The organism is Serratia nevei, assembly GCF_037948395.1.
In the GTDB taxonomy this organism is placed as follows: Bacteria; Pseudomonadota; Gammaproteobacteria; order Enterobacterales; family Enterobacteriaceae; genus Serratia; species Serratia nevei.
In genome coordinates, this window is record NZ_CP149940.1 from 338,148 (window position 1) to 363,375 (window position 25,228).

The window sequence follows — 25,228 nt, forward strand, 5'->3', positions numbered from 1 at the left end:
ACCGGGGTTTTTTTTATCTTAAAAATCAATAAAAAGAATGTTTATTTAGCTTGTTATTAGTTCACTGAATGAATTATTGCATTATTTTGCTTTTACCCTAAACCGTTGTCGTTTCGTACCGATATAGCCCCTACCAGGCGGGGAATTTTCCCTCGCCGGTGTGACTGTCAACGGAGACGACTTATGCTGAAAAATATGAAAATAGCCACCTGGCTGATGTTGATGCTGTTGCTGTTGGGCTTGATGCCCATGGGAACCGGCGCCATCGCCTTCTATTTCATGCAGCAAAACGGCAACAGCATCGGCAGGATGAGCACTTTCTCCGACGAGGAAGCCGCGCTGAACCGCAGTTGGCGTGCTTTGCTGCAAACGCAGACGCTGATCGACAACATGGCGTTCGAGCGCATGGCGCAGACGGACGCCGCCGATATCCGGCAGGGCATCATTGAGGCACGTAACGAGCTGCGCAGCGCCGACGTCGCGTTCAACCTGTTCTGGGAGACGCCGGGCCTGACGGTATCGCGCCCGGATCTGGGCGAGGCGATGAAAAAGGTCTACCTGGTGCAGCAGGCGGTGCTGAAGCAAGAGCTGACGCTGTTGGCCGACACGCCGCAGGCGGCGCTGATCGAGCGGCTGCACGCCATGGCGGCAGAGAAGTGCCAGGTGCGCCAGCGGCTGGATAGCCAGTTTGCTGACTACATGCGGGCCACGGTGGCCGCCCACCGTCTGGCGGTGGAAGAGGCGGAGCAGACCCAAAAAGTCTTTGCACGCCTGCTGAGCGGCACCCTGGCGGCGATCCTGCTGCTGCTGGTCGCCGTGCAACGTGATTTCCGCCGGCGCTTGATCCTGCCGCTGCGCCAGATCGCCGAACACTTGCAAAAGGTTGGGCGCGGCGATCTGCGCTGCGAGATCGCGGTACGCAACAACAATGAGATCGGCATGCTGTTTGCCAGCCTGCGAACGATGCAGCAGGAGCTGAGCGCCACCGTGCAGCAGGTGCGTGACGGCGTGGAGTCGATCAACCACGGTACGCACGAGATCGCCGTCGGCAACGCCGATCTTTCCAGCCGCACGGAAGAACAGGCCAGCGCGCTGACGGAAACCGCCGCCAGCATGGAACAGATCACCGCGACGGTGCGGCAAAACGCCGATAACGCCAACCAGGCCGCCGGGATGGTCAATCAGACCGCCGGCATTGCCCGCAACGGCGAAACGCTGATGGCCAGCGCGGTCGACAAGATGCGGGCGATCAACGACAGCGCGCGCCAGGTGGGGGATATTACCAGCGTGATCGACGGCATCGCCTTCCAGACCAATATCCTGGCGCTGAACGCCGCCGTGGAGGCCGCGCGGGCCGGTGAACAGGGGCGGGGTTTTGCGGTGGTGGCCGGCGAGGTGCGCAATCTGGCGCAGCGCTGCGCGACTTCGGCCAAGGAAATCAGCAGTTTGGTCGACGGCGTGACCGGCGATATCGCCGCCGGCGTGCGCTTGGTGGAGCAGGCAGGCGAGACGATGAATGCCATCGTTGGCTCGGTGAACCAGGTGACGTCGCTGATGGATAACATCTCGTACGCGTCGGAAGAGCAAAGCAAGGGCGTCGAGCAGGTCGGGGTAGCGGTGACCCAGATGGATCAGGTGACCCAGCAGAACGCCGCGCTGGTGGAGGAGGTGGCGACCACCGCCGTCGGCGTGGAGGAGCAGGCGGCCCTGCTGGCGCAGGCGGTGGCGGTATTCCAACTGGCGGAGGGGGAACCGCACCAGGGCGACGTGGAGGCGCAGGCATCGGCGGCCGTTGCCGCTTGGGCCTAACGCCGCCGCACTGTATTTGATGATATTTTTGCCGCCCGGGGCGATTTAGCTGGTAAACTGGTAAGTCATCAGCTGTCGCTCAAGACGTTGGCCCGCTCGCGTGGCAACGGATGCTTAAGAGATGGCATCGCTTTCTGATAAGCTTTTGCGTAATTCTCAACATCGAATGGGGAACAAGATGCGGATTAAAGCCTTACTGGGTCTCTCGGCAGCGATGCTGCTGGCGGGTTGCAGCACCACTCATGAACTGACCGCTGCGGGTCAGCAGATCAAGTTCACCGACAGCAAGCCGGCGGCGGAATGCCAGCTGCTGGGGGAAGTGACCGGCACCCAGAGCAACTGGCTGTCCGGCAATGGCGGTGAAGGCAGCTCCATGCGCGGTGCGGCCAACGATCTGCGCAACAAGGCGGCGGCCATGGGCGGCAACGTAATCTACGGCGCCAACAGCCCGAGCCAGAATCTGCTCTCCAGCTTCGCACCGCTGGACAGCAAAATGGTCGGCCAGGTTTACAAGTGCCCGTAAGGCGCTGAGGCCGGAGCCGCAAAGAGATAAAAAAAGAGGAATGCCACGGCATTCCTCTTTTCGTTGGGGGACTTGGCGCGCGTCACTCCTGCATCAGGCGCAGATCGATCGGCGTTTTGCTCGGTTCGCCGCCCACTTCGCGCGTCAGGCGCGGCACCAGATAGCCGGACACCTTGCTCAGCAGCGCTTGCATGATGGCGCGCGCTTCATCGTCGCTGACCATGAAGTGCGCCGCGCCCTGCACCTTGTCCAGCACGTGGATGTAGTAAGGCAGGATACCGGCGTCGAACAGCGCGTTGCTGAGCGCCGCCAGCGTGTCGGCATCGTCGTTGACGTCGCGCAGCAGCACGCTCTGGTTGAGCAGCGTGACGCCGGCGAGGCGCAGCTGCGCCATGGCGCTTTGCAGATCGCGGTCAATTTCGTTGGCGTGGTTGATGTGCGTGACCATCAGCACCTGCAGGCGCGAGGCCGACAGCAGGCGGCACAGCGCCGGCGTGATGCGCGCCGGGATCACCACCGGCAAGCGGGTGTGAATGCGCAGGCGTTTCAGGTGCGGGATGGCCTCCAGTTCGCCAACCAGCCATTCCAGCTCGCTGTCTTTGGCCATCAGCGGATCGCCGCCGGAAAAAATGATCTCGTCCAGTTCCGGGTGTTGGCGGATATAATCCAGTGCCTGCCGCCAGTTGTTCTTATTGCCCTGATTATCCTGATAGGGGAAGTGGCGGCGGAAGCAGTAACGGCAGTTGACCGCACAGCCGCCCTTGACCAGCAGCAGTGCGCGATTGCGGTATTTGTGCAGCAGGCCCGGCACCACGCTGCGCTGCTCATCGAGCGGATCGGTGGTGAACCCTGGGGCGTTGATGAACTCCTCTCTGGCGGTCAGCACCTGGCGCAGCAGCGGGTCGTTGGCATCCCCGGGGCGCATGCGTGCGGCGAAGGCGCGCGGCACGCGCAGGGCGAACAGCCGGCGGGCATCGCGCCCCTGCGGCAGTTCCGGGTGCGTATTCAGTGACAAAAGCTGCAGTAATTCATCAGGATCGGTAATAACATCGGCGAGTTGATGCAACCAATCTTCTCTATGTGCCGTACTTTGGGTTATAATGTGTGCCATTTTTTTGGCTAAGCTACCAGTTCAAATATTCAGAGGGCCATCATGGCGACTTATTCTAGCAACGATTTCCGTCCGGGTCTTAAAATCATGTTCGAGGGCGAACCTTACGCCGTCGAAGCCAGTGAGTTCGTTAAGCCGGGCAAAGGCCAGGCGTTTGCACGCGTGAAAATGCGTCGTCTGCTGACCGGCACCCGCGTGGAAAAAACCTTCAAGTCTACCGATTCTTGCGAAGGCGCAGACGTGATGGACACCAACATGAACTACCTGTACAGCGACGGTGAGTTCTACCACTTCATGCACCCTGAGTCTTTTGAACAGCATCAGGTTGACGGCAAAACCGTAGGCGATGCGGCCAAATGGCTGCAGGACAACGCAGAGTGCATCATCACCCTGTGGGATGGCCGTCCAATCGCCGTTCAGCCGCCGAACTTCATCGAAGCGGAAATCACCGATACCGATCCGGGCCTGAAAGGCGATACCGCAGGGACTGGCGGCAAGCCGGCTACCCTGAGCACCGGCGCCGTGGTTAAAGTGCCGTTGTTCGTCCAGATCGGCGAAGTGATCAAAGTTGACACTCGCTCTGGCGAATACGTCTCTCGCGTTAAATAAGTTTCAAAGCAGAGGAACCCCCGCGGTTCCTCTGTTTTATCCCATCCCCGTTCGTTTGCAGAAAACCCGCATGTTCAAGAAAACGTTGTTGGCCGTGCTCTCCCTGTTGTTCCTTTTCTCCCTTAGCGGTTGCAATACGTTTCGCGGTTTCGGCGAAGACGTTCAGCATCTCGGCGGCGCCATCTCCCGCACGGCCAGCTGATCCCGTCCTTTAACCCGATGTATTTGCGCCACAAAGCCGGTGGCGATCCCACTCTCTGCGCCAATTTTGACTAAGCTTAGAAAGCCGTACTTTTTCATCAACGACAAATAAGGACTTTCTTATGCTGAAGAAAAGTATTATCGCGATCTTCTCTTTGATGATTTTGACCTCGTTGACCGCCTGTAACACCACCCGCGGCGTGGGTGAGGACATTCAGGCCGGCGGCAAGGCCATTCAGCGCAGCGCGGAATAATCCGTTCTCCACCCGGCGGCGTTCCGCGCGCGGAGGGCCGCCGCATTTCCTCCTCTTGCCTGAGCGTTAACGCTGCTGCTATCCTGCCGCAGTGCGGGTGAGGTTACCCGCCGTTCATCACCCCGCTGAACGGGACGACCCGTTTACGCGTCATTATATCGGGGACGACCCCAGTGGTAGGGAGGCCGTCTCATGGCCTGGATTATTCTGCTTATCGCCGGTTTGCTCGAAGTGGTTTGGGCTATCGGTCTGAAATACACCCACGGTTTTACCCGGCTGACGCCGAGCATCATCACCATCGCCGCGATGGTGGTCAGCATGTTGCTGTTGGCCAACGCCATGAAAACGCTGCCCGCCGGCACCGCCTATGCGGTGTGGACCGGCATCGGCGCGGTGGGCGCGGCCATCATGGGCATGGTGCTGTTGGGCGAGTCGACCAATATCGCGCGTATCATCAGCCTGTGCCTGATCGTGGTCGGCATCCTCGGGCTGAAGTTCAGCAGTCACTGATCGGCGGACTGTTGCACCCAGATCAGTGCATCGGTGGCGAAACCGTAGCCCTTGGCCGTCTGCAATAAGCTGTCGCGTACGCCGGCGTCAAGCGTCGGGGTGCGCGACAGGATCCACAGATAGTCGCGGTTTGGGCCGCAAACCAGCGCGTAGCGGTAGTCCGGGTCCAGGGCAATCACGTTATAGCCGCCGTAGAAGGGGCCGAAAAACGACACTTTCAGCGCCGCGATCTGCGGTGAACCGATAAAGTAGGCTTTGCCTTCGCTTTCTTGCCATTGCTGTTTCTGCGGATTGAAGCCGCGATTGATGACTTTCAGCCCGCCGTCGGCGCGTGGGCTGTAGTGGGCGGTCACCTGCTGCAAACCGCGTTCAAAACGATGATCCAGACGCGCGATTTCGTACCAGGTGCCGAGATAGCGCTGACTGTCGAAAGGGGTCACGACCTTGATGTCTTTGGGCGGGGAGACGCTGCAAGCGACGGAGAGCAGGGCGGAAAGCATGACGCTAAGCTTTGACCATAAACGCATCGGTGACTCCTGTTTACCGGGGGCGAGTAGACAGTGTAGCCGATGAGAAAAGGGCGGCCAACGGGCGTTGGCCGCCTGAGCGGTTTACAGGGTGACGACGCCGATAACGGTGACCACGCTGAGGATCGCCGCCAGACCGTAGAACACCCATTTGCCGGCCGGTACGTGGATCTTCAGATCGTGCATCGCATGGTGGATGCGGTGCAGGCCGCACCACAGCGGCAGAATGATCATCAGCAGCAGGAACAGGCGGCCGATCAGGCTCTGGCAGAACGCCAGCACGCGCTCGTAACCCAGTGCTTCACCGGGGAACAGCCCCAATGGCAGCAGAATGCCGACCAGCAGCACGATGGCCGGTGCGACGATCGCGCCCCACATGCCGCCGGCGCCGAACAATCCCCAGAAAACCGGCTCGTCGGAGCGTTTAGGTGCTTGATTTATCATGTTTCCTCCGGATTAGATCAGGGCCACGGCCAGGATGACCACGCTGACGATGACCGTGACGGCCCACAGCCCTTTCACGATGGGGCCCGGCCCCATTTTCTCGCTGTTGACCACGATATTGGCGGCCTTCGGCGCCAGATCGAACCAGGTTTTGGTGTGCAGCGCTGCCGCCAGCAGGGCGACGACGTTGATCAACAGCACCAGCGGGTTCTGCAAGAAGCCGACGAAGCCGGCCCAGCTCTCGGCGCCGCCCTTCAGCGCGAACACGCCGTAGAGCAGCACGATGCTGAACCACACCGCCAGCACCGAGGTGCCTTCGCGCAGCATGTAGAAACGGTAGAAGCCGAGCTTTTGCCACCAGGTGGGCGTCATGGTGCGCACATAGGGCTTACGTTGAGTTGTCATGGCAATTTTTCTCCCTTATTGCGGCTTCAGCATGGCGATCATGAAGTCTTTGGCGCTCTCCACCTTGCCCTGCTGGATGGCGGCGGCGGGATCGACGTGTTTCGGACAGACTTCGGAGCAATAGCCGACGAAGGTGCAGCTCCAGACGCCGTTTTGGCCGTTAAGCTGCGGCATGCGCTGTTTCTTGCCGTGGTCGCGGTTGTCCAGGTTGTAGCGGTGCGCCAGCGTGATCGCCGCCGGGCCGATAAACTCGGGGTTGAGGCCGAACTGCGGGCACGCGGCGTAGCACAGGCCGCAGTTGATGCAGCCGGAGAACTGGTGATACTTGGCCATCTGCGCCGGGGTCTGCACGTTCGGGCCGTCTTCCGGTTTGCGATCGTTGCCGATGATGTAAGGCTTGATCGCCTCCAGGCTTTCGATGAAGTGGGTCATGTCGACCACCAGATCGCGCTCGATCGGGAAGTTGCCCAGCGCTTCGACCTTCATGCCGCCGACGTAATCGCGCAGGAAGGTTTTGCACGCCAGCTTCGGCACGCGGTTGACCATCATGCCGCAGGAGCCGCAGATCGCCATGCGGCAGGACCAGCGGTAGGAGAGATCCGGCGCCAGGTTGTCCTTGATGTAGCCCAGCGCGTCGAGCAGCGAGGTCTGTTCGTCGTAAGGCACGGCGTAGGTGACGAAATGCGGCTCGGCGTCGCGTTCCGGGTTATAGCGCATGACTTCGATCTTCAGGGTTTGCATCTCAGCCATTTGCCTGCTCCTTATTCTTTTTCTCCTGCGCTTCGGCTTCTGCGCCGTAGACGCGTTTGGCCGGCGGCAGCTTGGTGATTTTCACGTCGCTGTATTCGAGGCGTGGTGCACCCTGCGGGTTATGGAACGCCAGCGTATGCTTGAGGAAGTTGACGTCGTCACGCTCGGTGCAGCCTTCGTCCAGGCGTTGGTGAGCGCCGCGCGACTCTTTGCGGTTAAACGCGGAGTGCGCCATGCATTCGGCGACGTCCAGGCCGTAGCCCAGCTCGATGGTGTACAGCAGATCGGTATTGAACACGCTGGAGTTGTCGGTGATGTTGACGCGCTTGAAGCGCTCTTTCAGCTCCGCCAGCTTATCGATGGTTTTTTGCATCAGCTCCGGCGTGCGGTAGATGCCGCAGCCTTCTTCCATCGACAGCCCCATTTCGTCGCGGATCTTCGCCCAGTTTTCGTTGCCTTCCTGCTTCATCAGGTTGCTCAGGCGGGTTTCGACGTCGCGGGTTTGCGCATCCAGCGCGCTGCCGTTGGCCGGCGCGGTTTCCAGCGCGCGGCGGGCCGCTTGCTCACCGGCGACGCGGCCGAACACCACCAGTTCTGCCAGCGAGTTGGAGCCGAGACGGTTGGCGCCGTGCAGGCCGACGGAGGAGCATTCGCCGACTGCGAACAGCCCCTTGATGCGGGTTTCGCAGTTCTGGTCGGTTTCAATGCCGCCCATGGTGTAGTGCGCGGTAGGGCGCACCGGGATCGGATCTTTCACCGGGTCGACGCCGACGTAGGCCTTGGCCAGTTCGCAGATGAACGGCAGCCGCTCCAGCAGCTTTTTCTCGCCCAGGTGGCGCAGATCGAGGTAGACCACGTCGCCGCGCGGGGTGGCGATGGTGCGGCCGGCGCGCCATTCGTGCCAGAAGGCTTGGGACACTTTGTCGCGCGGGCCCAGCTCCATGTATTTGTTCTTCGGCTCGCCCAGCGGGGTTTCCGGGCCCATGCCGTAATCTTGCAGGTAACGGTAGCCGTCCTTGTTCACCAGGATGCCGCCTTCGCCGCGGCAGCCCTCGGTCATCAGGATGCCGGAACCGGGCAGGCCGGTCGGGTGATACTGCACGAACTCCATGTCGCGCAGCGGCACGCCGTGGTGGAACGCCATGCCCATACCGTCGCCGGTAACGATGCCGCCGTTGGTGTTGTAGCGGTAGACGCGCCCGGCGCCGCCTGTGGCCATCACCACCGCGTTGGCGCGGATCTGCACGCGGGTGCCTTCCATCATGTTGAGCGCCACCAGGCCACGCGCCTGGCCGTCATCCACCAGGATATCCAGCACGAAGTGCTCGTCGAAGCGTTGGATCTGCGGGTATTTCAGCGAGGTCTGGAACAGGGTGTGCAGCATGTGGAAGCCGGTCTTGTCGGCGGCGAACCAGGTGCGTTCGATCTTCATGCCGCCGAAGCGCCGCACGTTGACCGAACCGTCCGGTTTGCGGCTCCACGGGCAGCCCCACTGCTCGAGCTGGGTCATCTCGCGCGGGCACTGATGCACGAAGTGATCGACCACGTCCTGTTCGCACAGCCAGTCGCCGCCGGCGACGGTGTCGTGGAAGTGGTAGTCGAAGGTATCGTGATCCTGGGTGACGGCGGCGGAGCCCCCCTCGGCGGCGACCGTGTGGCTGCGCATCGGGTAGACCTTAGAGATCAGCGCGATTTTCAGTTGGGGATTGGCTTCCGCTGCGGCTATTGCTGCACGTAAACCAGCGCCCCCGGCCCCAATAATGGCAAGATCGGCGTTAAAGGTTTGCACTGCATTCCTCCAATGTTCTTATTAAGAACGGCAAGTTAAATATCTATGCTTAAAATTTAGCGAACTCTTCGGGTGCTAACTAATTGAACCGATTAATGTTGCTTAAAGGTTAAGGATAGATATCTCCCACCAATAATGGGGAATTAACTATACCTAAAGTTAAGTAGTCGAAATTTGATGTGATCGATTGTTTTGTCGATTAACGCTCGACCAACAGGCTTGCCTGCCTTTTCGCGTGTTCGGCGTGCTTTACCCTTTTTAACGCGCTTTTGCCGCCTATTTATCGGAAATTGGCGTTATGGCCGGTTGTGTATCGTGAAGAATTTGTTTGGCTGCAAGGATGCGAGTAGACTGCATCCCCTGTTTGATTTCGGAGTTAATTACCATGAGCGAAACGGCAAGCTGGCAGCCTAGTGCACCCATCGCCAATTTGTTGAAACGCGCAGCGATTCTGGCTGAGATCCGGCGTTTCTTCGCCGATCGTGGCGTGCTGGAAGTTGAGACGCCCACCATGAGCCAGGCGACGGTCACCGACGTTCACCTGTTCCCGTTCGAGACGCGTTTCGTCGGGCCGGGGGCGGCAGAGGGCCTGACGCTATACATGATGACCAGCCCGGAATATCACATGAAGCGCCTGCTGGCGGCGGGCAGCGGCCCGATCTACCAAATGGGGCGCAGCTTCCGCAATGAAGAAGCCGGGCGGCATCACAACCCGGAATTCACCATGCTGGAGTGGTACCGTCCGCACTACGACATGTACCGCCTGATGAACGAAGTGGACGATCTGCTGCAACAGGTGCTGGACTGCGAGAGCGCGGAGACCCTGTCTTATCAGCAGGCCTTCCTGCGCCATCTGGACATCGATCCGCTGTCGGCGGAGAAGGCGCAGCTGCGCGAAGCGGCGGCCAAACTCGACTTGAGCAACATCGCCGATACCGAAGAAGATCGCGATACGCTGCTGCAGCTGCTGTTCACCGTGGGCGTGGAGCCGCATATCGGCCGTGAAAAGCCGGCGTTCGTTTACCACTTCCCGGCCAGCCAGGCGGCGTTGGCGGAGATCAGCACCGAGGACCATCGCGTGGCGGAGCGTTTTGAGGTGTACTTCAAGGGCATCGAGCTGGCGAACGGTTTCCGCGAGCTGACCGACGGCCGTGAACAGCAGCAGCGCTTCGAGCAGGACAACCGTAAGCGCGCGGAGCGCGGCCTGCCGCAGCAGCCGATCGACTATAACCTGCTGGCGGCGTTGCAGCACGGCATGCCGGAGTGTTCCGGCGTGGCGCTGGGCGTGGATCGCCTGGTGATGCTGGCGCTGGGCGCCGAGAGCCTGAGCGACGTATTGGCCTTCCCGGTCGGGATCGCCTGACGTTTCAGGCGGTAAGAAAAGCAAAAAGGGCCGGCATTTGCCGGCCCTTTTTTTATCGCGAGAACCGCTTACAGGCCCCCGGCGTCGCGCTTGGTGTTCGGCGCCGGCGTAGACGGCGGCGTACGGCCGTTGTTGGTCAGCCGCGACAGCGTCTCGGTGCGCACCTGGAACGGCGGGTACGGCAGCGTGATGCCGTGCTCGCGGTAGCCCGCCAGGATCAGCTGGTGGATCTCGTGGCGCAGCGGCATGCGGTGGCCCATCTCGGCGGCGTAAATACGCATCTCGAAGATCTGGATACCTTGCTGCAGATCGACCAGGTAAACCTCCGGCGCCGGGTTATCCAGCACCAGCGAGCAGCGTTCGGCGGCGTTCATCAGGATCTTGGTCACCTCTTCGCTGTTGGCTTCGCCCGGTGCCGGCACGGTCAGCACCACACGGGTCAGGTTATCCGACAGCGACCAGTTGACGAACTGTTCGGTGATGAAGGCTTTGTTCGGCACGATGATCTCTTTGCGGTCCCAATCCGAAATGGTGGTGGCGCGGGTGTTGATCTTGGTGACGGTGCCGGTCAGGTTGCGGATCGTCACGGTGTCGCCGATGCGGATCGGTTTCTCGAACAGGATGATCAGGCCGGAGATGAAGTTGGAGAAGATCTCCTGCATGCCGAAGCCCAACCCCAGGCTGAGTGCGGTAACCACCCACTGCAGTTTCGACCACTCGATGCCGATCCAGGCGAAGCTGAGCACCGCGCCGAACACCAGCAGCAGGTACTTGGTGATGGTGGTGATGGCGTAGCCGGTGCCCGGCGTCAGATCCAGGTGCTGCAGCACCGCCAGCTCCAGCAGTGCCGGCAGGTTGCGCACCAGCTGCATGGTGATGATCAACACCAGAATGGCAATCAGGACCGCGCCGAGGGTGATCGGATGGGCGGTCTCCACGCCGTTCACCGTCGAGGTCACATCCCACAGCGAGATGTTTTCCAGGAAGGCGAACGCGGAGTGGATCTCCGACCACAGCACGATCACCGACACCAGCGCGATCAGCGTCAGGATCGAACGCACCAGCCGCAGCGACTGAGCGCTGATGGTGTCCAGATCGAAGTCCGAATCGTCCGGATCGATGGATCCTTCGGTGCTGTTCGGGGTGTGCGAAGTTTCGTCTTCGCCGCGGGCGCGCTGGGCCAGGATGTCGGCACGGCGCTGTTTGGCGCGATCGAAGGCGATGCGCCGCCGCTGGATCAGCATCCAGCGGCGGATGATGTGGTAGACAACCAGCAGCAGGAACCAGATCGCCACCGAGGTTTCCAGGCGCGCCAACAGCGCCTGCGCGGTGGTGAGGTAACCGACGGTCGAGGCCAGCGCCGCCAGCAGCGGCGCCGACAGCAGCAGCCCCCAGAAGGCACTGTTGAGCATGTTGTCGCCGGAGCCGTTTTTATCCAGATAGAGAGGGATGCCGGCGCGCTTCAGGCTGTGGGTGACCAGCGCCAGCGCCAGACACAGCAGGATGAAGCACAGCCGCCCCAGGGTGTTGGCGAACTCGCGCTCTTTCAGGCTATCGAAGGTGATCAACGCCATGATCAGCGGCACGATCAGCCAGATCGACATCTTATAGTAACGCATGGCGCGCGAAACCTGCTTCGCCGGCCAGCGGAAGTGCACGATGAACAGCCCCTGCGGATGGGCGAAAGCGGCGCAGATCATGCAGATCCACAGGATCGGCAGCGTGGCGGTCACCCCCTTGCCGATCGCTTCCGCCACCGGGTAGTTCCAGGCGCTCTGCAGGCCGTAGCCGAGCGCGGCCCACAGCACCGGCAGCGGCATCGCCACCAGAATCGACCAGAACACGGTGCGCACCGTCAGGAAGAATTCGTCCTGCGTCACCTTGCCGACGCGGCTGCTGGCGCGCTCGAGGAAGGCGTGATAGTGCTTGCGCGAACTGATGCTGAAAATCACCAGCAGCAGGGCGCCGAAGATCGGGATCAGCGTTTCGCGGCTGGTCACCATCATCATGAAAGCGCCGCCGAGCTGCGACAGCGTGTCCAGCGACAGGACGCGCGTCAGATCGTGCGCCACGTTGAGCGGATAAGAGAAGTTGATCGGATTGACGTCCGGCACCCAGAACAGATAGCGGTGGGTGGCGTCGCGAATTTCGTTCAACGCTTCGATCAGCTGGGTGTTGGCCACCTTCAGCTTGGTCAGCTCGAGGATTTGGGTGTCGCAACCGGACAGCAGCGAGTTCAGCAGCTCGCGCTGGGTGCGCAGCTGGGCATCGACGATGCGCTGCTCCTGGTTGGTCAGCGCGCTGCCGTCGTCGCGTTTGAATTCGCGTTGCGACAGTTTTTCCAGCTGGTTTTCAAACTGCAGGCGCTGCACGCGCAGCTGGGCCATGTCGCCGTCCAGCTGTTGCGGCTTGGGCATCTCCGGCAGCGTCGCCACCTGGGCGCGCAGGGTTTCCCCCAGCGCCGACGACGAGCCGAGCCACTGGGCCTGTTCGATGATAGTACTCAGCGCCTGGCGCACCTGCAGCGTCTGCGCCGCCGCCTGCCGCTGCTGCGACGAAATCAGATCCATGCGCTGCGCCTGGCTGTTCAGCGCGGCGGACAGTTCGCGGTTGATCTGCAGCTGTTGGCTGATGCTTTTTGGCAAGTCGCCGTTCTGCTCGGCCAGCTGCTCGGTTTTTTCCAGCGCCAGTTCCGCTTCGCGTTGGCGCTGGGCGTTGAGGTTGTTGCGCAGCGCCTGCAGCTGAACGTCTATTTTCTCGTGGCGCTTTTTATAGACCTCGGCGCGCATGCGCGCCAGCTCCTGACGGTTGTTGGCCGACAGCTGCGCCAGCTCCAGCTCGTCCACTTTGGCTTTGCGCGCCGCGGCTTCGGTCTGCAGCAGGGCCAGGGCGGCCTGCGCGTACGGGGTGGTCGGGTTGGCGGGCTGCGCCTGCAGACGGCGCTGCACTTCGGTCAGCGCGCGGCGGGCGTCGGTCTGCTGCTGCGGCAGCTGGCCGAGGGAATCGCTGATTTCCCGCGTGCGATCCTGCTCTTGTTGCAGCAGGCGCGCCTGTTCCAGCAGCAGGCTGCTGGTTTGCAGGATCTGCTGTTCCAGCTCGGCGGCCGGCAGATCGTCGCCGTTCGGCAGGATCTTGTTGCTTTCCAGCACCAGCTGACGGCGCAGTTCCTGCGTCATCTTCGGGAAATCGTCGATCACCTTCTGATACTGTTCAGAGCGAGTCTGCGACTCTTTACGCTCCGTCAGCCAGTTGAGGGCGCTTTGCAGCGCCTCGGTGGTCTCCGCCTGATTTGGCGCGTTTTTGCTGCTTTCCGCCTGCTTCAGCTCCTGTTTGAGCTGGTTCTCGGTCGGCACGGGGGCGGCCAGCGCCGGTTGCCACAGCAGGCAACCGAGCAAAAGCGTGATGATCAGGCGCACGGCGTCGATTCCTTTAGAGCGGGGTCTGTGGTGTTTCAGCGGCGGCCGGGATCTCGGCGAAGGCCTCACCCATGCGGGTGACGGTGCCGTTATGCAGCTGCGGCGCGAACTGCACGCTGCCTGCGGTAAACAGGTTGATCACCGTGGAGCCGAGTTTGAAGCGGCCCATCTCGGCGCCTTTTTCCAGCGCGATGGCGCCTTCTTCACCGGCGGCCGGGTAGGTCCAGCGTTTGATGATGCCTTCGCGCGGCGGCGTGACGGTGCCGGCCCAGACGGTCTCGATGCTGCCGACGATGGTGGCGCCGACCAGGATTTGCACCATTGGCCCGATGTCGGTGTCGAACACGCAGATCACGCGCTCGTTGCGCGCGAACAGGTTAGGCACGTTGGCGGCGGTGAGCGGGTTGACCGAGAACAGATCGCCCGGCACATAGATCATCTCGCGCAGCACGCCGGCGCACGGCATGTGCACGCGGTGGTAGTCGCGCGGCGCCAGATAGGTGGTGGCGAACAGGCCGTTGCGGAACGGCTCGGCCAGCAGGTAGTTGCCGGCCAGCAGCGCTTCCAGGCTGTAGTGGTGGCCTTTGGCCTGGAAGATTTGATCGTCGCGGATCGGGCCGAGCTGGCTGATGGCGCCATCGGCAGGCAGCGCCAGCCAGTTGGCGTCGGCGACGATCGGGCGCGCGCCGTCGCGCAGCGGGCGCACGAAGAAGTCGTTGAAGGTGGCGTAAGACGCCAGGTCCGGATTTTGCGCTTCCTGCATGTCTACGCGGTAGAAGCGGGCGAAGGCCTTGACCACCAGTTGGGTCAGCCAGCCGGCCCGTTTGTCGGCGCCCCAGCCTGCCAGGCGGGTCAGCGCCAGCTTCGGCAACCAATATTGCAATTTAATCTTGATGCTATCCAGCACGTTAACCTCGTGAATCAGGGTAAAGGGCGCGCATTGTAACGAGGGCTCCGCCGTCGTCAATGCCCGCCCGTCAGTGTCAGTCTGCGGCGTCCGTGAAGTTCTTGCGAACCTTCACCTGCGCCATGCTTTCCAGAATGCGGTGATAGTTGTCGAAACGCTCTTCCGCGATATCGCCTTTCTCCATCGCCGCGCGGATGGCGCAGCCGGGATCGGTATCGTGGCGGCAGTCGCGGAATTTGCAACCGCCTAAATAATCACGGAATTCGACAAATCCGCGGGTGATTTGTTCCGGCTCCAGATGCCACAGGCCAAACTCGCGCACCCCCGGGGAGTCGATCACGTCGCCGCCGTGCTGGAAATGGTACAGCCGCGCGGCGGTGGTGGTATGTTGCCCGAGGCCCGAAACGTCGGAAACCTGATTTACCAGAATTTGCTCTTCGGACGGCGGCAGCAGCGCATTCAGCAGGCTGGACTTGCCGACCCCCGACTGGCCGGCGAAGATGCTGATGCGCCCCGCCAGCGCCTGTTCGAATTCCGCCATGCCTTCCCGCGTCTGGCTGGAAACTTCCAACACCCGGTAGCCAATCTTGCGATAGATATCCATCATGCCGTCGACCAGCTTGCGCGCTTCGGCGTCCAGCAGGTCAATTTTGTTGAGCACGATCAGCGGCTCGACTTCGAGCGTTTCGCAGGCCACCAGATAACGGTCGATGATGTTCAGCGACAGCTCGGGCAGGATCGCCGACACGATGACGATCTGATTGATATTGGCGGCGATCGGCTTCACGCCGTCGTAGAAGTCCGGGCGCGTCAGCACCGAGGTGCGCTCGTGCACCGCTTCCACGATGCCTTTTACCCCTTCATGGGTGCCCAGGCCGGGGCGCCACACCACGCGATCGCCGGTGACCAGCGAACGCAGCGTGCGGCGGATGTTGCAGCGGTGCTGAGTGCCATCCGGCGCCTCAACGTCGGCGTGCATGCCGAAACGGCTGATAACGACGCCTTCCTGCGGCTCGCCCAGCTGGGAATCATCCGGTTCCGGTTTGTTATCAGCGCGCTTCAGACGGCGCTGATGGTTCGCCTGCACGCGGCGTTGCTGGCCTTTGGACAGTTTGTTCTTACTCACTGCGCCTCACTTGAATCGGTTTTATACCTTTACGTATACGCACAGCTGCGGCGGGGGACTTGCCCCGAGCGCAGCCTTGAACCCGTCAGGGTATATGTCGCCCAGGGCGACCAAAAAGACTATGATACACGCTATTTTATATTAAATAACCGTTGTTAGCCGCCGGCTGCGGCGCGTCGCCACCGGCGGCGCCCGTCGTCTCGTCCGCACAGCGTTTTTCTCTCGGCTTTTAGGCAGGAAACATCATGACAGGAAACGAAAATAACCTGATTTGGATCGATTTGGAGATGACCGGGCTGGATCCCGAGCGTGACCGCATTATCGAGATCGCCACGCTGGTCACCGACGCCAACCTGAACATCCTGGCGGAAGGGCCGGTGATCGCCGTGCACCAATCCGACGAGCAGCTGGCCTTGATGGACGAGTGGAACGTGCGCACCCATACCGGCAGCGGGCTGGTGGAGCGGGTGAAAGCCAGCCGCCAGGACGATCGCGCCGCCGAGCTGGAAACGATAGCCTTTCTGCAGCAGTGGGTGCCGGCCGGCAAATCGCCGATCTGCGGCAACAGCGTGGGCCAGGACCGCCGTTTCCTGTTCCGCTACATGCCGGAGCTGGAGGCCTACTTCCATTATCGCTATCTGGACGTCAGCACGTTGAAGGAACTGGCGCGCCGTTGGAAGCCGGAAATTCTCGCCGGCTTTAAGAAGCAGGGCACCCATCAGGCGCTGGACGACATCCGCGAATCGGTGGCCGAGCTGGCTTATTACCGCGAACATTTCATTCAGCTTTAAGGCGATGGCGGCCCCTGCGGGGAAAAAACGCCGTTTTTAGCCGCTTAATTCGCCAATCTGGCGCTTTAATCGGCAATCAAACAAAAATCGCGTTTTTTTGCTTTCAGGGGCTTGCGACAAAAAGGATTTCTCGTATAATGCGCACCCCGTACCGATGAAGAATTTCGTAACGTTCCACCATCGATACGCCGGGCGGGAATAGCTCAGTTGGTAGAGCACGACCTTGCCAAGGTCGGGGTCGCGAGTTCGAGTCTCGTTTCCCGCTCCAAATTCAACAATGTCGCGATGCGGCATGATGAATAAATAAAGCAGTATCAAGCAGTACCTATGCGACGCGGGAATAGCTCAGTTGGTAGAGCGCAACCTTGCCAAGGTTGAGGTCGCGAGTTCGAGCCTCGTTTCCCGCTCCAAAAATTCAAAGGTCACGCCAGTGTTTGGTGACCGGATGCCAAAAGCATCTCAATGCGGGAATAGCTCAGTTGGTAGAGCACGACCTTGCCAAGGTCGGGGTCGCGAGTTCGAGTCTCGTTTCCCGCTCCAATTTTCTCTTCGTTTCAAATTCAAATCCAACGCCTTATCCGGCGCGGGTTTTTGTCCCGTTTTACACGCCTGGTAAAAATGTTGTAAACAGAGTTATCCACAGCCTCTGTACATAAACCCGCCTGCCTGAAAAATCAACGTCATACAAATTAAATATTTATCTATTTGATTTATAAGTTTATTTATTTATCCCAAAACGTTATGCCGATCACTTGCTCTTTTTGTTGCAGTTGAAAGACAACGTGTTTTTATTTTTATGCACAAATCCACAGAGTGAGACATCCGGTGAAATAGCCGCGCGGCGCACGCCGTCAGGCGTCCCTTGGCAAACCTTTTTCCACAGCCCGTATCAGCCGTTTTTTCTGCGCCGTCTGCACCTCGATGCCCTGCGCCTCGCGGCGGGCAAGCTGCTGCGCCAGCGCCCAGTGGATATGTTCGTCCAGCATGGCGTCCTGGCCCAGGCGCGTGCGCAGCGCGAGCACAATGCCGTCCTCGTAGGGCGCATTGCCCAGCGCCACGGCGATATTGCGCAGCCAGCGCAGGTGGCCGATGCGGCGTATTGCTGAGCCTTCGGTGATGCGCAGAAATTTTTCTTCCGTCCAGTTGAACAGATCGATCAGCTGCGGTGCATGCAGCGCGGCGCGTGGGCTGAAATCGTCTTCGTCGGTGAGCTGCGAAAAGCGGTTCCACGGGCAGATCAGCTGGCAGTCGTCGCAGCCGTAGATGCGGTTGCCGAGCAGCGGCCGGAATTCCTCCGGGATCGCGCCTTCCAACTCGATGGTCAGGTAGGAGATGCAGCGCCGGGCGTCTACGGTATAGGGGGCGACGATGGCGCCGGTCGGGCAGGTGGTGATGCAGGCGACGCAGCGGCCGCACTGCTCTTCCTGCGGCTTATCCACCGGCAGCGGCAGGTCGATCAGCAGCTCGCCGAGGAAAAACCACGACCCGGCTTCGCGGTTGAGAATTAGTGAGTGTTTACCAACCCAGCCGATGCCCGCCTTGGCGGCCAGCGCGCGTTCCATCACCGGCGCGGAATCGACAAAGGGGCGGAAATTCAACTCGCCGCAGTAGGCCTGGATCTGATCGCCCAGCTTTTTCAGGCGCTGGCGCAACAGTTTGTGATAGTCGCGCCCCAGCGCGTAGCGGCTGACGTAACCCAGCTGCGGATTTTGCAAGGTGCTGGCAAACGCCGCCTTGGCCGGCAGGTAGTTCATGCGTACGCTGATCACCCGCAGCGTGCCCGGCAACAGTTCGTGAGGGCGCGCGCGCAGCATGCCGTGGCGCGCCATCCATTCCATCTCGCCGTGGTACTGCTTGTCGAGCCAGGCCTGCAGCTTCGGCTCTTCGAGGCTCAGGTCGGTATCGCAGATGCCAACCTGTTGGAATCCTAGCGATTGCCCCCATTGCTTGATATGTTGGGCGAGTTGATGGAGATCGAGGGGGTGCGTCATGACGGGCCACAGTGAAAAAGCATACGCTGACAGTTTACCACACTCTGTCTGGCCTGCGGATTGGATCCGTCGCTCGGAACCCGCGGCGGCGGCCTCGCTCGGTATTTCTCTTTACGATTTGATGCAGCGCGCCGGTCAGGCGGCCTACGCATTGGCGCGCAACGCGTACCCCTCCCGCGACCACTGGCTGGTGCTGTGCGGCCACGGCAACAACGGCGGCGACGGCTATGTGGTGGCGCGCCTGGCGAAGGCGGCGGGCCTGCAGGTGACGCTGATCGCCTGCGAAGGCGCACGGCCTTTGCCGCCGGAAGCCGCAGCGGCCCGTCAGGCCTGGCTGGCCGCCGGCGGTGATATTCTGCCGGCGAACAGCCGCTGGCCGGCGTCTGTCTCTCTCATTATCGACGGCCTGTTAGGCACTGGCCTTGGCAGCGCGCCGCGTGCGCCTTACGACGCGCTGATCGAGGCCGTCAACCGCCATTCGGCGCCGGTGGTCGCGCTCGATATCCCGTCCGGCCTGCTGGCGGAAAGCGGCGCGGTGCCGGGCGCGGTCGTGCGTGCCGCGCACACCGTCACGTTCATCGGCCTCAAACCGGGATTGCTGACCGGCCAGGCGCGTGACTGGGTCGGGCAACTTCATCAGAATGCGCTAGGCTTATCGGGTTGGCTGGCGAAGCAACCGGAACAGATTCAGCGGCTTACCGCCGAGGCGTTGCCGCGCTGGCTGCATCCGCGCCGCCCCTGCGCCCATAAGGGCGAGCATGGCCGCCTGCTGTTGGTGGGCGGCGACCGCGGATTCGGCGGCGCCATTCGCATGGCGGCGGAAGCGGCGCTGCGCAGCGGGGCGGGATTGGTGCGAGTGCTTACTCACATTGAACACGTCGCACCGCTGCTGGCGGCCCGGCCGGAGTTGATGGCGCAGGCGCTGGACGAGGCGACGCTGCGGCAGGCGATGCAATGGGCGGATGTGCTGGTGATTGGCCCGGGGCTGGGCCAGGCTGAATGGGGCAAAAACGCCTTGAACGTGCTGCAAACCAGCGATAAACCGGCCTTGTGGGACGCCGATGCGCTGAACTTGCTGGCATTAAATCCCGAGAAACGGCAGAATCGCGTGATGACTCCGCATCCTGGAGAGGCGGCGCGGCTGTTGAGCTGCAGCACTGCCGACATCGAGAGTGATCGCTTACTTGCCGTGCGCAAGCTGACGGCGCGCTACGGCGGCGTGGCGGTGCTGAAAGGCGCCGGCACGCTGATTGCCGATGAGCAGGGGCAGATGGCGATCGCCGACGTCGGCAACGCCGGCATGGCCTCCGGCGGCATGGGCGATGTGCTGTCGGGTATCATCGGCGGTTTGCTGGCGCAAAAGCTCCCGCTGTATGATGCCGCCTGTGCGGGCTGCGTCGTACACGGCGCGGCCGGCGATCGCGTAGCGGAAAGACAAGGAACAAGAGGCATGTTGGCGACCGATTTACTGCCGGACATCCTTCATTTCGTTAACCCTGAGTGGGCAAAATAGACTTTATCGAATGAAAGAACTCGTTTTACCTCTGCCGGACGAGGCAGCGACTGTCGCTTTGGGCACCACTTTGGCCAAGGCCTGCGATCGCGCCAGCGTCATCTATCTCTACGGCGACCTAGGCGCCGGTAAAACCACCTTCAGCCGTGGTTTCCTGCAGGCGTTAGGGCATCAGGGCAACGTCAAAAGCCCGACCTACACGCTGGTGGAACCCTATGCCTTGCAGCCGCTGGCGGTGTATCACTTCGATCTGTATCGCCTGGCCGATCCTGAAGAGCTTGAATTCATGGGCATTCGCGATTACTTCGCGCAAGACGCCATCTGCCTGGTCGAATGGCCGCAACAGGGCACCGGCGTGCTGCCGGAGCCGGATCTGGCGCTGCATCTTTGCTATCAGGGCGAGGGGCGAGAGGCGAAGATCGAGGCGATTTCCACTTACGGCAGCCAGCTGTTAGACCGCATTCATGGATCACAGGGATGATGCCGCAATGACGCACGTGTTGAAAAAATTTGCGGTCATCATGCTGATCGCCGTGCTGGGGCCACTCGGCGCGCTGAACGCGCTGGCGGCGTCTTCGCTGTCCGATATCAAAGTGTCCAACGCCCAGCGTGAAGCGACGGTGTCGGTGAGCTTCAATGGCCCGCCGGACTACGCGTTTTTCCCGCTGCACGGCCCGGATCGCGTGGTGCTGGACGTTAACCAGAAGGGCAAGGTCGGCGGCCTGCCGCTCAATTTCAGCGGCCAAAACCTGGTGAAAAGCATTCGCTCCAGCGCGCCGAAAGACGCTCAGAGCGTGCGCCTGGTGTTTGATCTGACCCAGCGCGCCAAAACCCGCGTCTCCACCCGCCAGAACGGCAGCGTGCATACCGTGGTGTTCACCATTACGGCCGAAGGCAGTGCCAATACGGTGGCGCGCAAGGCACCGGTGCAAACGCCTGCGCCGGTTGCGGTCAACCCACCGCCGCGTCAGGCGCCGGTCGCGGTGCGTGAAGCGCCGGAGCCGCCGCTGCGCAAAGCGCCGACGGGATCGAATCCCTTTACCAATAAACAGACCGTCGTCGCAGGCACCGCCACCGAAGTCACGCCGCGCAGCAGCCGCGTTTCCGCCGGTTCCGGCGATCGGGTGGTGGTGGCGATCGACGCTGGCCACGGCGGCCAGGATCCGGGCGCCATTGGCCCGAGCGGGCTGAAAGAAAAGAATGTCACCATCGCCATTGCGCGCCGCCTGCAGGCGATGCTGGACGCCGATCCGCAGTTCAAACCGGTGCTGACGCGTACCGGCGACTACTTCATCTCGGTGATGGGGCGCTCCGACGTTGCGCGCAAACAGGGCGCCAACGTGCTGGTCTCCATCCACGCCGACGCAGCGCCAAACCGCAGCGCCAGCGGGGCCTCCGTTTGGGTGCTGTCCAATCGCCGCGCCAACAGCGAAATGGCCGGCTGGCTCGAACAGCATGAGAAACAATCCGAACTGCTCGGCGGCGCCGGCGATCTGCTGGCCAACAGCCAGGCAGACCCTTACCTGAGCCAGGCGGTGCTGGATCTGCAGTTCGGCCACTCGCAGCGCGTCGGGTATGACGTGGCGGTGAAAGTGCTGCAGCAGCTGCAGAGCGTCGGATCGCTGCACAAACGCCGGCCGGAACATGCCAGCCTGGGCGTGCTGCGCTCACCGGATATTCCCTCGCTGCTGGTGGAAACCGGATTTATCAGTAATAGCACGGAGGAGCGGCTGCTGGGCAGTAGCGCGTATCAGGAGAAGATTGCCAAGGCCATTCATAACGGCCTGCGCAGCTACTTCCTGGCGCATCCGCTGCAAGCCGACCCAAAGGTGGAAAACCGACCGCTGGACGTCGCAGCGGCGGTTAACACCTCAACACCAGACGTGCGCCAGCCTGAGCCTATCGTTAGCTCGGCCGGCGCGAGCCGCAGCGTAAGCGGCAAGACCCAGATCCACGTGGTGAAGCGGGCGGAAACGCTGTCCGGCATCGCCGACAGCTACGGCACCACCATGGCGGCGCTGCGGGATCTGAACAAACTGAAAAAAGACGGCGTGTGGGTCGGGCAACGCCTGAAGGTGCCGGCGGGGAAAACCGCCGCCGTCACCACCGTCGCCAAGGCGAGAACGCCGGCCAAGAAGCCGTCTAAACATAAAGTGGCCCGCGGGGATACGCTCTCCTCCATCGCTTCTCGCTATGGGGTCAGCGTCGGCGATCTGAAACGGGTCAATAATCTGAAGTCGGACGTCGCGCCGCTGGATCGGACGCTGACCATTCCGCAGGCCTAGCGCCATCGCTACAGGAGTCAGCATGCCTATCCAGGTGTTACCGCCACAGCTCGCCAACCAGATCGCCGCCGGAGAGGTGGTTGAACGCCCCGCGTCGGTCGTCAAGGAGCTGGTGGAAAATAGCCTGGACGCCGGCGCGACGCGCATCGATATCGACATTGAACGCGGCGGCGCCAAGCTTATCCGCATTCGCGACAACGGCTGCGGCATTGGCAAGGACGATCTGGCACTGGCGCTGGCGCGGCACGCCACCAGTAAAATCAGCACGCTCGACGACCTGGAGGCGATCGTCAGCCTCGGTTTTCGCGGCGAAGCCCTGGCCAGTATCAGTTCGGTTTCCCGTTTGACCCTGACGTCGCGCACCGCCGAGCAGAGCGAGGCGTGGCAAGCCTATGCCGAAGGGCGCGAGCAGGCGGTGACGGTCAAACCCGCCGCGCACCCGGTCGGCAGCACGCTGGAAGTGCTGGATCTGTTTTACAACACCCCGGCGCGCCGCAAGTTCATGCGCACCGAGAAAACCGAATTCGGCCATATCGACGAAGTGGTGCGGCGCATCGCGCTGGCGCGTTTCGATGTGGCGATCAACCTCAGCCACAACGGCAAACTGATCCGTCAATACCGGGCGGCGAAAGAAGAGAGCCAGCACGAGCGCCGTTTGGGCAGCATCTGCGGCCCGGCATTTTTGCAGCATGCGCTGAACATCGACTGGCAGCACGGCGATCTGAGCATCCGCGGTTGGGTGGCGGATCCGGCCGGGGCGCGCCAGCTGGGTGAAATGCAGTACTGCTACGTCAACTGCCGCATGATGCGCGATCGCTTGATCAACCACGCCATTCGTCAGGCCTATCAGGATCAGCTGAAAGACGATCAGCAGCCCGCTTACGTGCTGTATCTGGAGGTCGATCCGCACCAGGTGGACGTCAACGTTCATCCCGCCAAGCACGAAGTGCGTTTCCATCAGGCGCGGCTGGTGCACGATTTTATCTACCAGGCGGTAACCACCGTGCTGCAGCAGGCCGGTCAGACGCCGCCGCTGCCGCTGGCGGAAACGCCTGACGAAGCGCCTGCGCCGGTCTGGCAGCCGGAAAACCGCGTCGCCGCCGGCGGCAACCATTTTTCTCAGCCTGCGCCGCGTCGCGAAACGCCGCCACCGGCCGGCGTCGCCCGCGAGCGTGCACCGCAGACGGGTTGGCAAACGGCGGGCGGTTACCAGAAACGCGAAGGCGAGCTGTACGGTAAACTGATGCAGCCCGCCGCCGAGCCGCAGGCCGATGCGGCGCCGGAAGTTTCGAGCAAGCCGCCGCTGTTCCCGTCGGCGAAAGCCGCAGCGGAAACGCCGTTGGCGAGCGGCCAGCACAGTTTTGGCCGGGTGCTGATGATCCACCCGCCGTGCTACGCGTTGATTGAACAGCGCCAGCAGCCGGCGTTGCTCAATCTGACGGTGGCCGAGCGCTGGCTGCGCCAGGCGCAGCTCAACCCGCCGACGGAAGGGCTGCGGCCGCAGCCGCTGCTGATCCCAGTCAAGCTGACGTTGGACAAGCGCGAAGTGGCGGCCATCGCGCGGCATCAGGCGCTGCTGACGATGATGGGGCTGGATCTGCAGGCGGATCACGGCCGTGTGACGCTGCGCGCAGTGCCTTTACCATTACGCCAACAAAATTTACAAAAACTGATACCCGAACTGTTAGGCTATCTGGCCGAACATCAGGAGATGTCGCCCGCGGTGCTGGCCACCTGGCTCGCTCGCCGCCTTGGCAGCGAACATGAACAGTGGAACACCTCTCAAGCGATACAATTGCTGACCGACGTTGAACGACTTTGCCCGCAGCTGGTCAAATCGCCACCGAGCGGACTTTTACAACCCGTTGATTTACAGGCCGCACTGGCGGCCCTCAAGCATGACTGAAACTGAAATGACACCACGTCCCCCGGCTATTTTCATCATGGGGCCGACCGCCTCGGGCAAGACCGCGCTGGCGATCGCGCTGCGCGAACGCCTGCCGGTGGAACTGATCAGCGTCGATTCCGCGCTGATTTATCGCGGCATGGATATCGGCACCGCCAAGCCGAGCGCTGAAGAATTGGCGCAGGCGCCGCATCGGCTGATCGATATTCGCGATCCCGCCGAAGCTTACTCGGCCGCGGAGTTTCGCGCCGACGCGCTGAAGGAGATGGCCGACATCACCGCCGCCGGGCGCATTCCGCTGCTGGTCGGCGGCACCATGTTGTATTTCAAGGCGTTGTTGGAAGGATTGTCGCCGCTGCCGTCTGCCGATCCCGCGGTGCGCGAGCGCATCGAACGGCAAGCGGCGGAGCAGGGTTGGGAAGCGTTGCACCGTCAGTTACGGGCGATCGATCCGGTCGCGGCATTGAGAATTCATCCGAATGATCCGCAGAGACTGTCCAGAGCACTGGAAGTTTTTTTTATTTCGGGTAAAACTTTAACGGAACTGACTAAAATTTCGGGTGAATCGTTACCGTATCAAGTTCACCAATTTGCGATAGCGCCGACCAGCCGTGAGTTGATCCATCAACGCATCGAGCTGCGGTACCATCAAATGTTGGCGGCGGGTTTTGAGACGGAAGCGCGTGCACTTTTCGCACGGGGTGATTTGCATACGGACTTGCCCTCCATTCGCTGTGTCGGTTACCGCCAGATGTGGTCATACTTGTCTGGTGAAATTAGTTACGATGAGATGGTTTATCGTGGTATTTGCGCAACACGTCAGTTGGCTAAACGCCAGATGACCTGGTTACGGGGTTGGGAGTCGGTCCATTGGTTGGACAGTGAAAAGCCGGGAGAGGCTTTGGACTCGGTGACACAGGTTGTTAGTGCATAGGTTGGGTGATTGTGTACAATTGCTGAGTATTCAGCGCGCAAATTTTTTACGTCGTTTATTTTAG

The 25,228-nt window shown here is 61.4% G+C and carries 23 protein-coding genes and 3 tRNA genes; 16 read left to right on the top strand and 10 right to left on the bottom strand.

All coding sequences use genetic code 11. From position 1 onward, the window contains the following. The first annotated feature begins 183 nt into the window (after nucleotides 1-183). On the top strand, nucleotides 184-1,809 hold the full coding sequence (locus V8N38_RS01510) for a methyl-accepting chemotaxis protein (protein WP_147839662.1): 1,626 nt from the start codon (nucleotides 184-186) through the stop codon (nucleotides 1,807-1,809). 178 nt (nucleotides 1,810-1,987) lie between these two features. Continuing rightward, entirely contained in the window at nucleotides 1,988-2,332 is a 345-nt protein-coding gene (locus V8N38_RS01515; protein ID WP_025305007.1) for a DUF4156 domain-containing protein, read from the top strand. A gap of 82 nt (nucleotides 2,333-2,414) precedes the next feature. On the opposite strand, the gene epmB is transcribed toward V8N38_RS01515, so the two are convergent. Beyond that, nucleotides 2,415-3,443: an EF-P beta-lysylation protein EpmB gene (gene epmB, locus V8N38_RS01520; protein ID WP_033636765.1), complete on the bottom strand. Its 1,029-nt coding sequence runs from the start codon at nucleotides 3,441-3,443 to the stop codon at nucleotides 2,415-2,417. Between the two features lie 42 nt (nucleotides 3,444-3,485). Here epmB and efp point away from each other — a divergent pair, with 42 nt between their 5' ends. The 4 genes from efp (at nucleotide 3,486) to sugE (ending at nucleotide 5,017) form a co-directional block, all read left to right on the top strand. Further along, a complete protein-coding gene (efp, locus tag V8N38_RS01525; RefSeq protein WP_004929666.1) occupies nucleotides 3,486-4,052 on the top strand; it encodes an elongation factor P in 567 nt (188 codons plus the stop codon). Between the two features lie 70 nt (nucleotides 4,053-4,122). Then, nucleotides 4,123-4,254, top strand: coding sequence for an entericidin A/B family lipoprotein (locus V8N38_RS01530; protein ID WP_019453400.1), 132 nt, complete (start codon nucleotides 4,123-4,125; stop codon nucleotides 4,252-4,254). Nucleotides 4,255-4,375: 121 nt separating this feature from the next. Beyond that, on the top strand, nucleotides 4,376-4,507 hold the full coding sequence (locus V8N38_RS01535) for an entericidin A/B family lipoprotein (protein WP_033636766.1): 132 nt from the start codon (nucleotides 4,376-4,378) through the stop codon (nucleotides 4,505-4,507). A gap of 192 nt (nucleotides 4,508-4,699) precedes the next feature. Continuing rightward, nucleotides 4,700-5,017 carry a quaternary ammonium compound efflux SMR transporter SugE gene (sugE, locus tag V8N38_RS01540; RefSeq protein ID WP_004929669.1) on the top strand — a complete coding sequence of 106 codons (318 nt, stop codon included), beginning with the start codon at nucleotides 4,700-4,702 and terminating at the stop codon, nucleotides 5,015-5,017. Here the strand turns inward: sugE and blc are convergent. The 5 genes from blc to frdA form a co-directional block, all read right to left on the bottom strand. Continuing rightward, the gene (gene blc, locus V8N38_RS01545; protein ID WP_087763025.1) at nucleotides 5,011-5,544 is read right to left on the bottom strand and encodes an outer membrane lipoprotein Blc; all 534 of its coding nucleotides are present in this window, start codon (nucleotides 5,542-5,544) and stop codon (nucleotides 5,011-5,013) included. The genes sugE and blc overlap by 7 nt on opposite strands. A gap of 84 nt (nucleotides 5,545-5,628) precedes the next feature. Next, on the bottom strand, nucleotides 5,629-5,988 hold the full coding sequence (gene frdD / locus V8N38_RS01550) for a fumarate reductase subunit FrdD (RefSeq protein WP_004929672.1): 360 nt from the start codon (nucleotides 5,986-5,988) through the stop codon (nucleotides 5,629-5,631). A 12-nt stretch (nucleotides 5,989-6,000) separates the two neighbouring features. Then, nucleotides 6,001-6,393 carry a fumarate reductase subunit FrdC gene (gene frdC, locus V8N38_RS01555; protein WP_070914373.1) on the bottom strand — a complete coding sequence of 131 codons (393 nt, stop codon included), beginning with the start codon at nucleotides 6,391-6,393 and terminating at the stop codon, nucleotides 6,001-6,003. A gap of 15 nt (nucleotides 6,394-6,408) precedes the next feature. Further along, entirely contained in the window at nucleotides 6,409-7,143 is a 735-nt protein-coding gene (locus V8N38_RS01560; RefSeq protein WP_033636770.1) for a succinate dehydrogenase/fumarate reductase iron-sulfur subunit, read from the bottom strand. Then, nucleotides 7,136-8,932 (bottom strand): fumarate reductase (quinol) flavoprotein subunit, encoded by a 1,797-nt coding sequence (frdA, locus tag V8N38_RS01565; protein WP_038879239.1) that lies wholly within the window; start codon nucleotides 8,930-8,932, stop codon nucleotides 7,136-7,138. The genes V8N38_RS01560 and frdA overlap by 8 nt, the downstream gene beginning before the upstream one ends. A gap of 385 nt (nucleotides 8,933-9,317) precedes the next feature. On the opposite strand from frdA, the gene epmA reads away from it, so the two are divergent. After that, nucleotides 9,318-10,295 carry an elongation factor P--(R)-beta-lysine ligase gene (gene epmA / locus V8N38_RS01570; RefSeq protein WP_004929681.1) on the top strand — a complete coding sequence of 326 codons (978 nt, stop codon included), beginning with the start codon at nucleotides 9,318-9,320 and terminating at the stop codon, nucleotides 10,293-10,295. 68 nt (nucleotides 10,296-10,363) lie between these two features. Here the strand turns inward: epmA and mscM are convergent, their stop codons facing one another. The 3 genes from mscM to rsgA form a co-directional block, all read right to left on the bottom strand. After that, a complete protein-coding gene (mscM, locus tag V8N38_RS01575; protein ID WP_060421868.1) occupies nucleotides 10,364-13,711 on the bottom strand; it encodes a miniconductance mechanosensitive channel MscM in 3,348 nt (1,115 codons plus the stop codon). Nucleotides 13,712-13,724: 13 nt separating this feature from the next. Next, nucleotides 13,725-14,618, bottom strand: coding sequence for an archaetidylserine decarboxylase (asd, locus tag V8N38_RS01580; RefSeq protein WP_060440899.1), 894 nt, complete (start codon nucleotides 14,616-14,618; stop codon nucleotides 13,725-13,727). Between the two features lie 76 nt (nucleotides 14,619-14,694). Next, nucleotides 14,695-15,744, bottom strand: coding sequence for a small ribosomal subunit biogenesis GTPase RsgA (gene rsgA / locus V8N38_RS01585; protein WP_004929686.1), 1,050 nt, complete (start codon nucleotides 15,742-15,744; stop codon nucleotides 14,695-14,697). Nucleotides 15,745-15,989: 245 nt separating this feature from the next. On the opposite strand from rsgA, the gene orn reads away from it, so the two are divergent. From orn to V8N38_RS01605, 4 genes are all read left to right on the top strand, one after another. Then, entirely contained in the window at nucleotides 15,990-16,535 is a 546-nt protein-coding gene (gene orn, locus V8N38_RS01590) for an oligoribonuclease (RefSeq protein WP_033636776.1), read from the top strand. 192 nt (nucleotides 16,536-16,727) lie between these two features. Further along, nucleotides 16,728-16,803 (top strand) — tRNA-Gly (locus V8N38_RS01595). 66 nt (nucleotides 16,804-16,869) lie between these two features. Then, nucleotides 16,870-16,945 (top strand) — tRNA-Gly (locus V8N38_RS01600). A gap of 54 nt (nucleotides 16,946-16,999) precedes the next feature. Further along, nucleotides 17,000-17,075: transfer RNA gene (locus tag V8N38_RS01605), tRNA-Gly, on the top strand. A 311-nt stretch (nucleotides 17,076-17,386) separates the two neighbouring features. Here the strand turns inward: V8N38_RS01605 and queG are convergent. Then, complete coding sequence (gene queG, locus V8N38_RS01610; protein WP_060421876.1) at nucleotides 17,387-18,526, bottom strand: tRNA epoxyqueuosine(34) reductase QueG; 1,140 nt, start codon at nucleotides 18,524-18,526, stop codon at nucleotides 17,387-17,389. Between queG and nnr the strand changes: the two genes are divergently transcribed. Genes nnr through miaA form a run of 5 tightly spaced genes read left to right on the top strand, consistent with a single transcriptional unit; the run spans nucleotide 18,525 to nucleotide 25,164 of the window. Further along, complete coding sequence (gene nnr / locus V8N38_RS01615; protein ID WP_084826949.1) at nucleotides 18,525-20,039, top strand: bifunctional ADP-dependent NAD(P)H-hydrate dehydratase/NAD(P)H-hydrate epimerase; 1,515 nt, start codon at nucleotides 18,525-18,527, stop codon at nucleotides 20,037-20,039. The two genes, queG and nnr, sit on opposite strands and share 2 nt — an antisense overlap. A 10-nt stretch (nucleotides 20,040-20,049) precedes the next feature. Next, complete coding sequence (gene tsaE, locus V8N38_RS01620) at nucleotides 20,050-20,520, top strand: tRNA (adenosine(37)-N6)-threonylcarbamoyltransferase complex ATPase subunit type 1 TsaE (protein ID WP_038879220.1); 471 nt, start codon at nucleotides 20,050-20,052, stop codon at nucleotides 20,518-20,520. 7 nt (nucleotides 20,521-20,527) lie between these two features. Beyond that, a complete protein-coding gene (amiB, locus tag V8N38_RS01625; RefSeq protein ID WP_147839663.1) occupies nucleotides 20,528-22,324 on the top strand; it encodes an N-acetylmuramoyl-L-alanine amidase AmiB in 1,797 nt (598 codons plus the stop codon). 22 nt (nucleotides 22,325-22,346) lie between these two features. Beyond that, nucleotides 22,347-24,230, top strand: a complete 1,884-nt coding sequence (gene mutL, locus V8N38_RS01630) for a DNA mismatch repair endonuclease MutL (protein ID WP_147839664.1) — start codon at nucleotides 22,347-22,349, stop codon at nucleotides 24,228-24,230. Next, nucleotides 24,223-25,164 carry a tRNA (adenosine(37)-N6)-dimethylallyltransferase MiaA gene (gene miaA / locus V8N38_RS01635; protein WP_147839665.1) on the top strand — a complete coding sequence of 314 codons (942 nt, stop codon included), beginning with the start codon at nucleotides 24,223-24,225 and terminating at the stop codon, nucleotides 25,162-25,164. Before mutL ends, miaA begins: the two co-directional genes overlap by 8 nt. The last annotated feature ends 64 nt before the right edge of the window (nucleotides 25,165-25,228 follow it).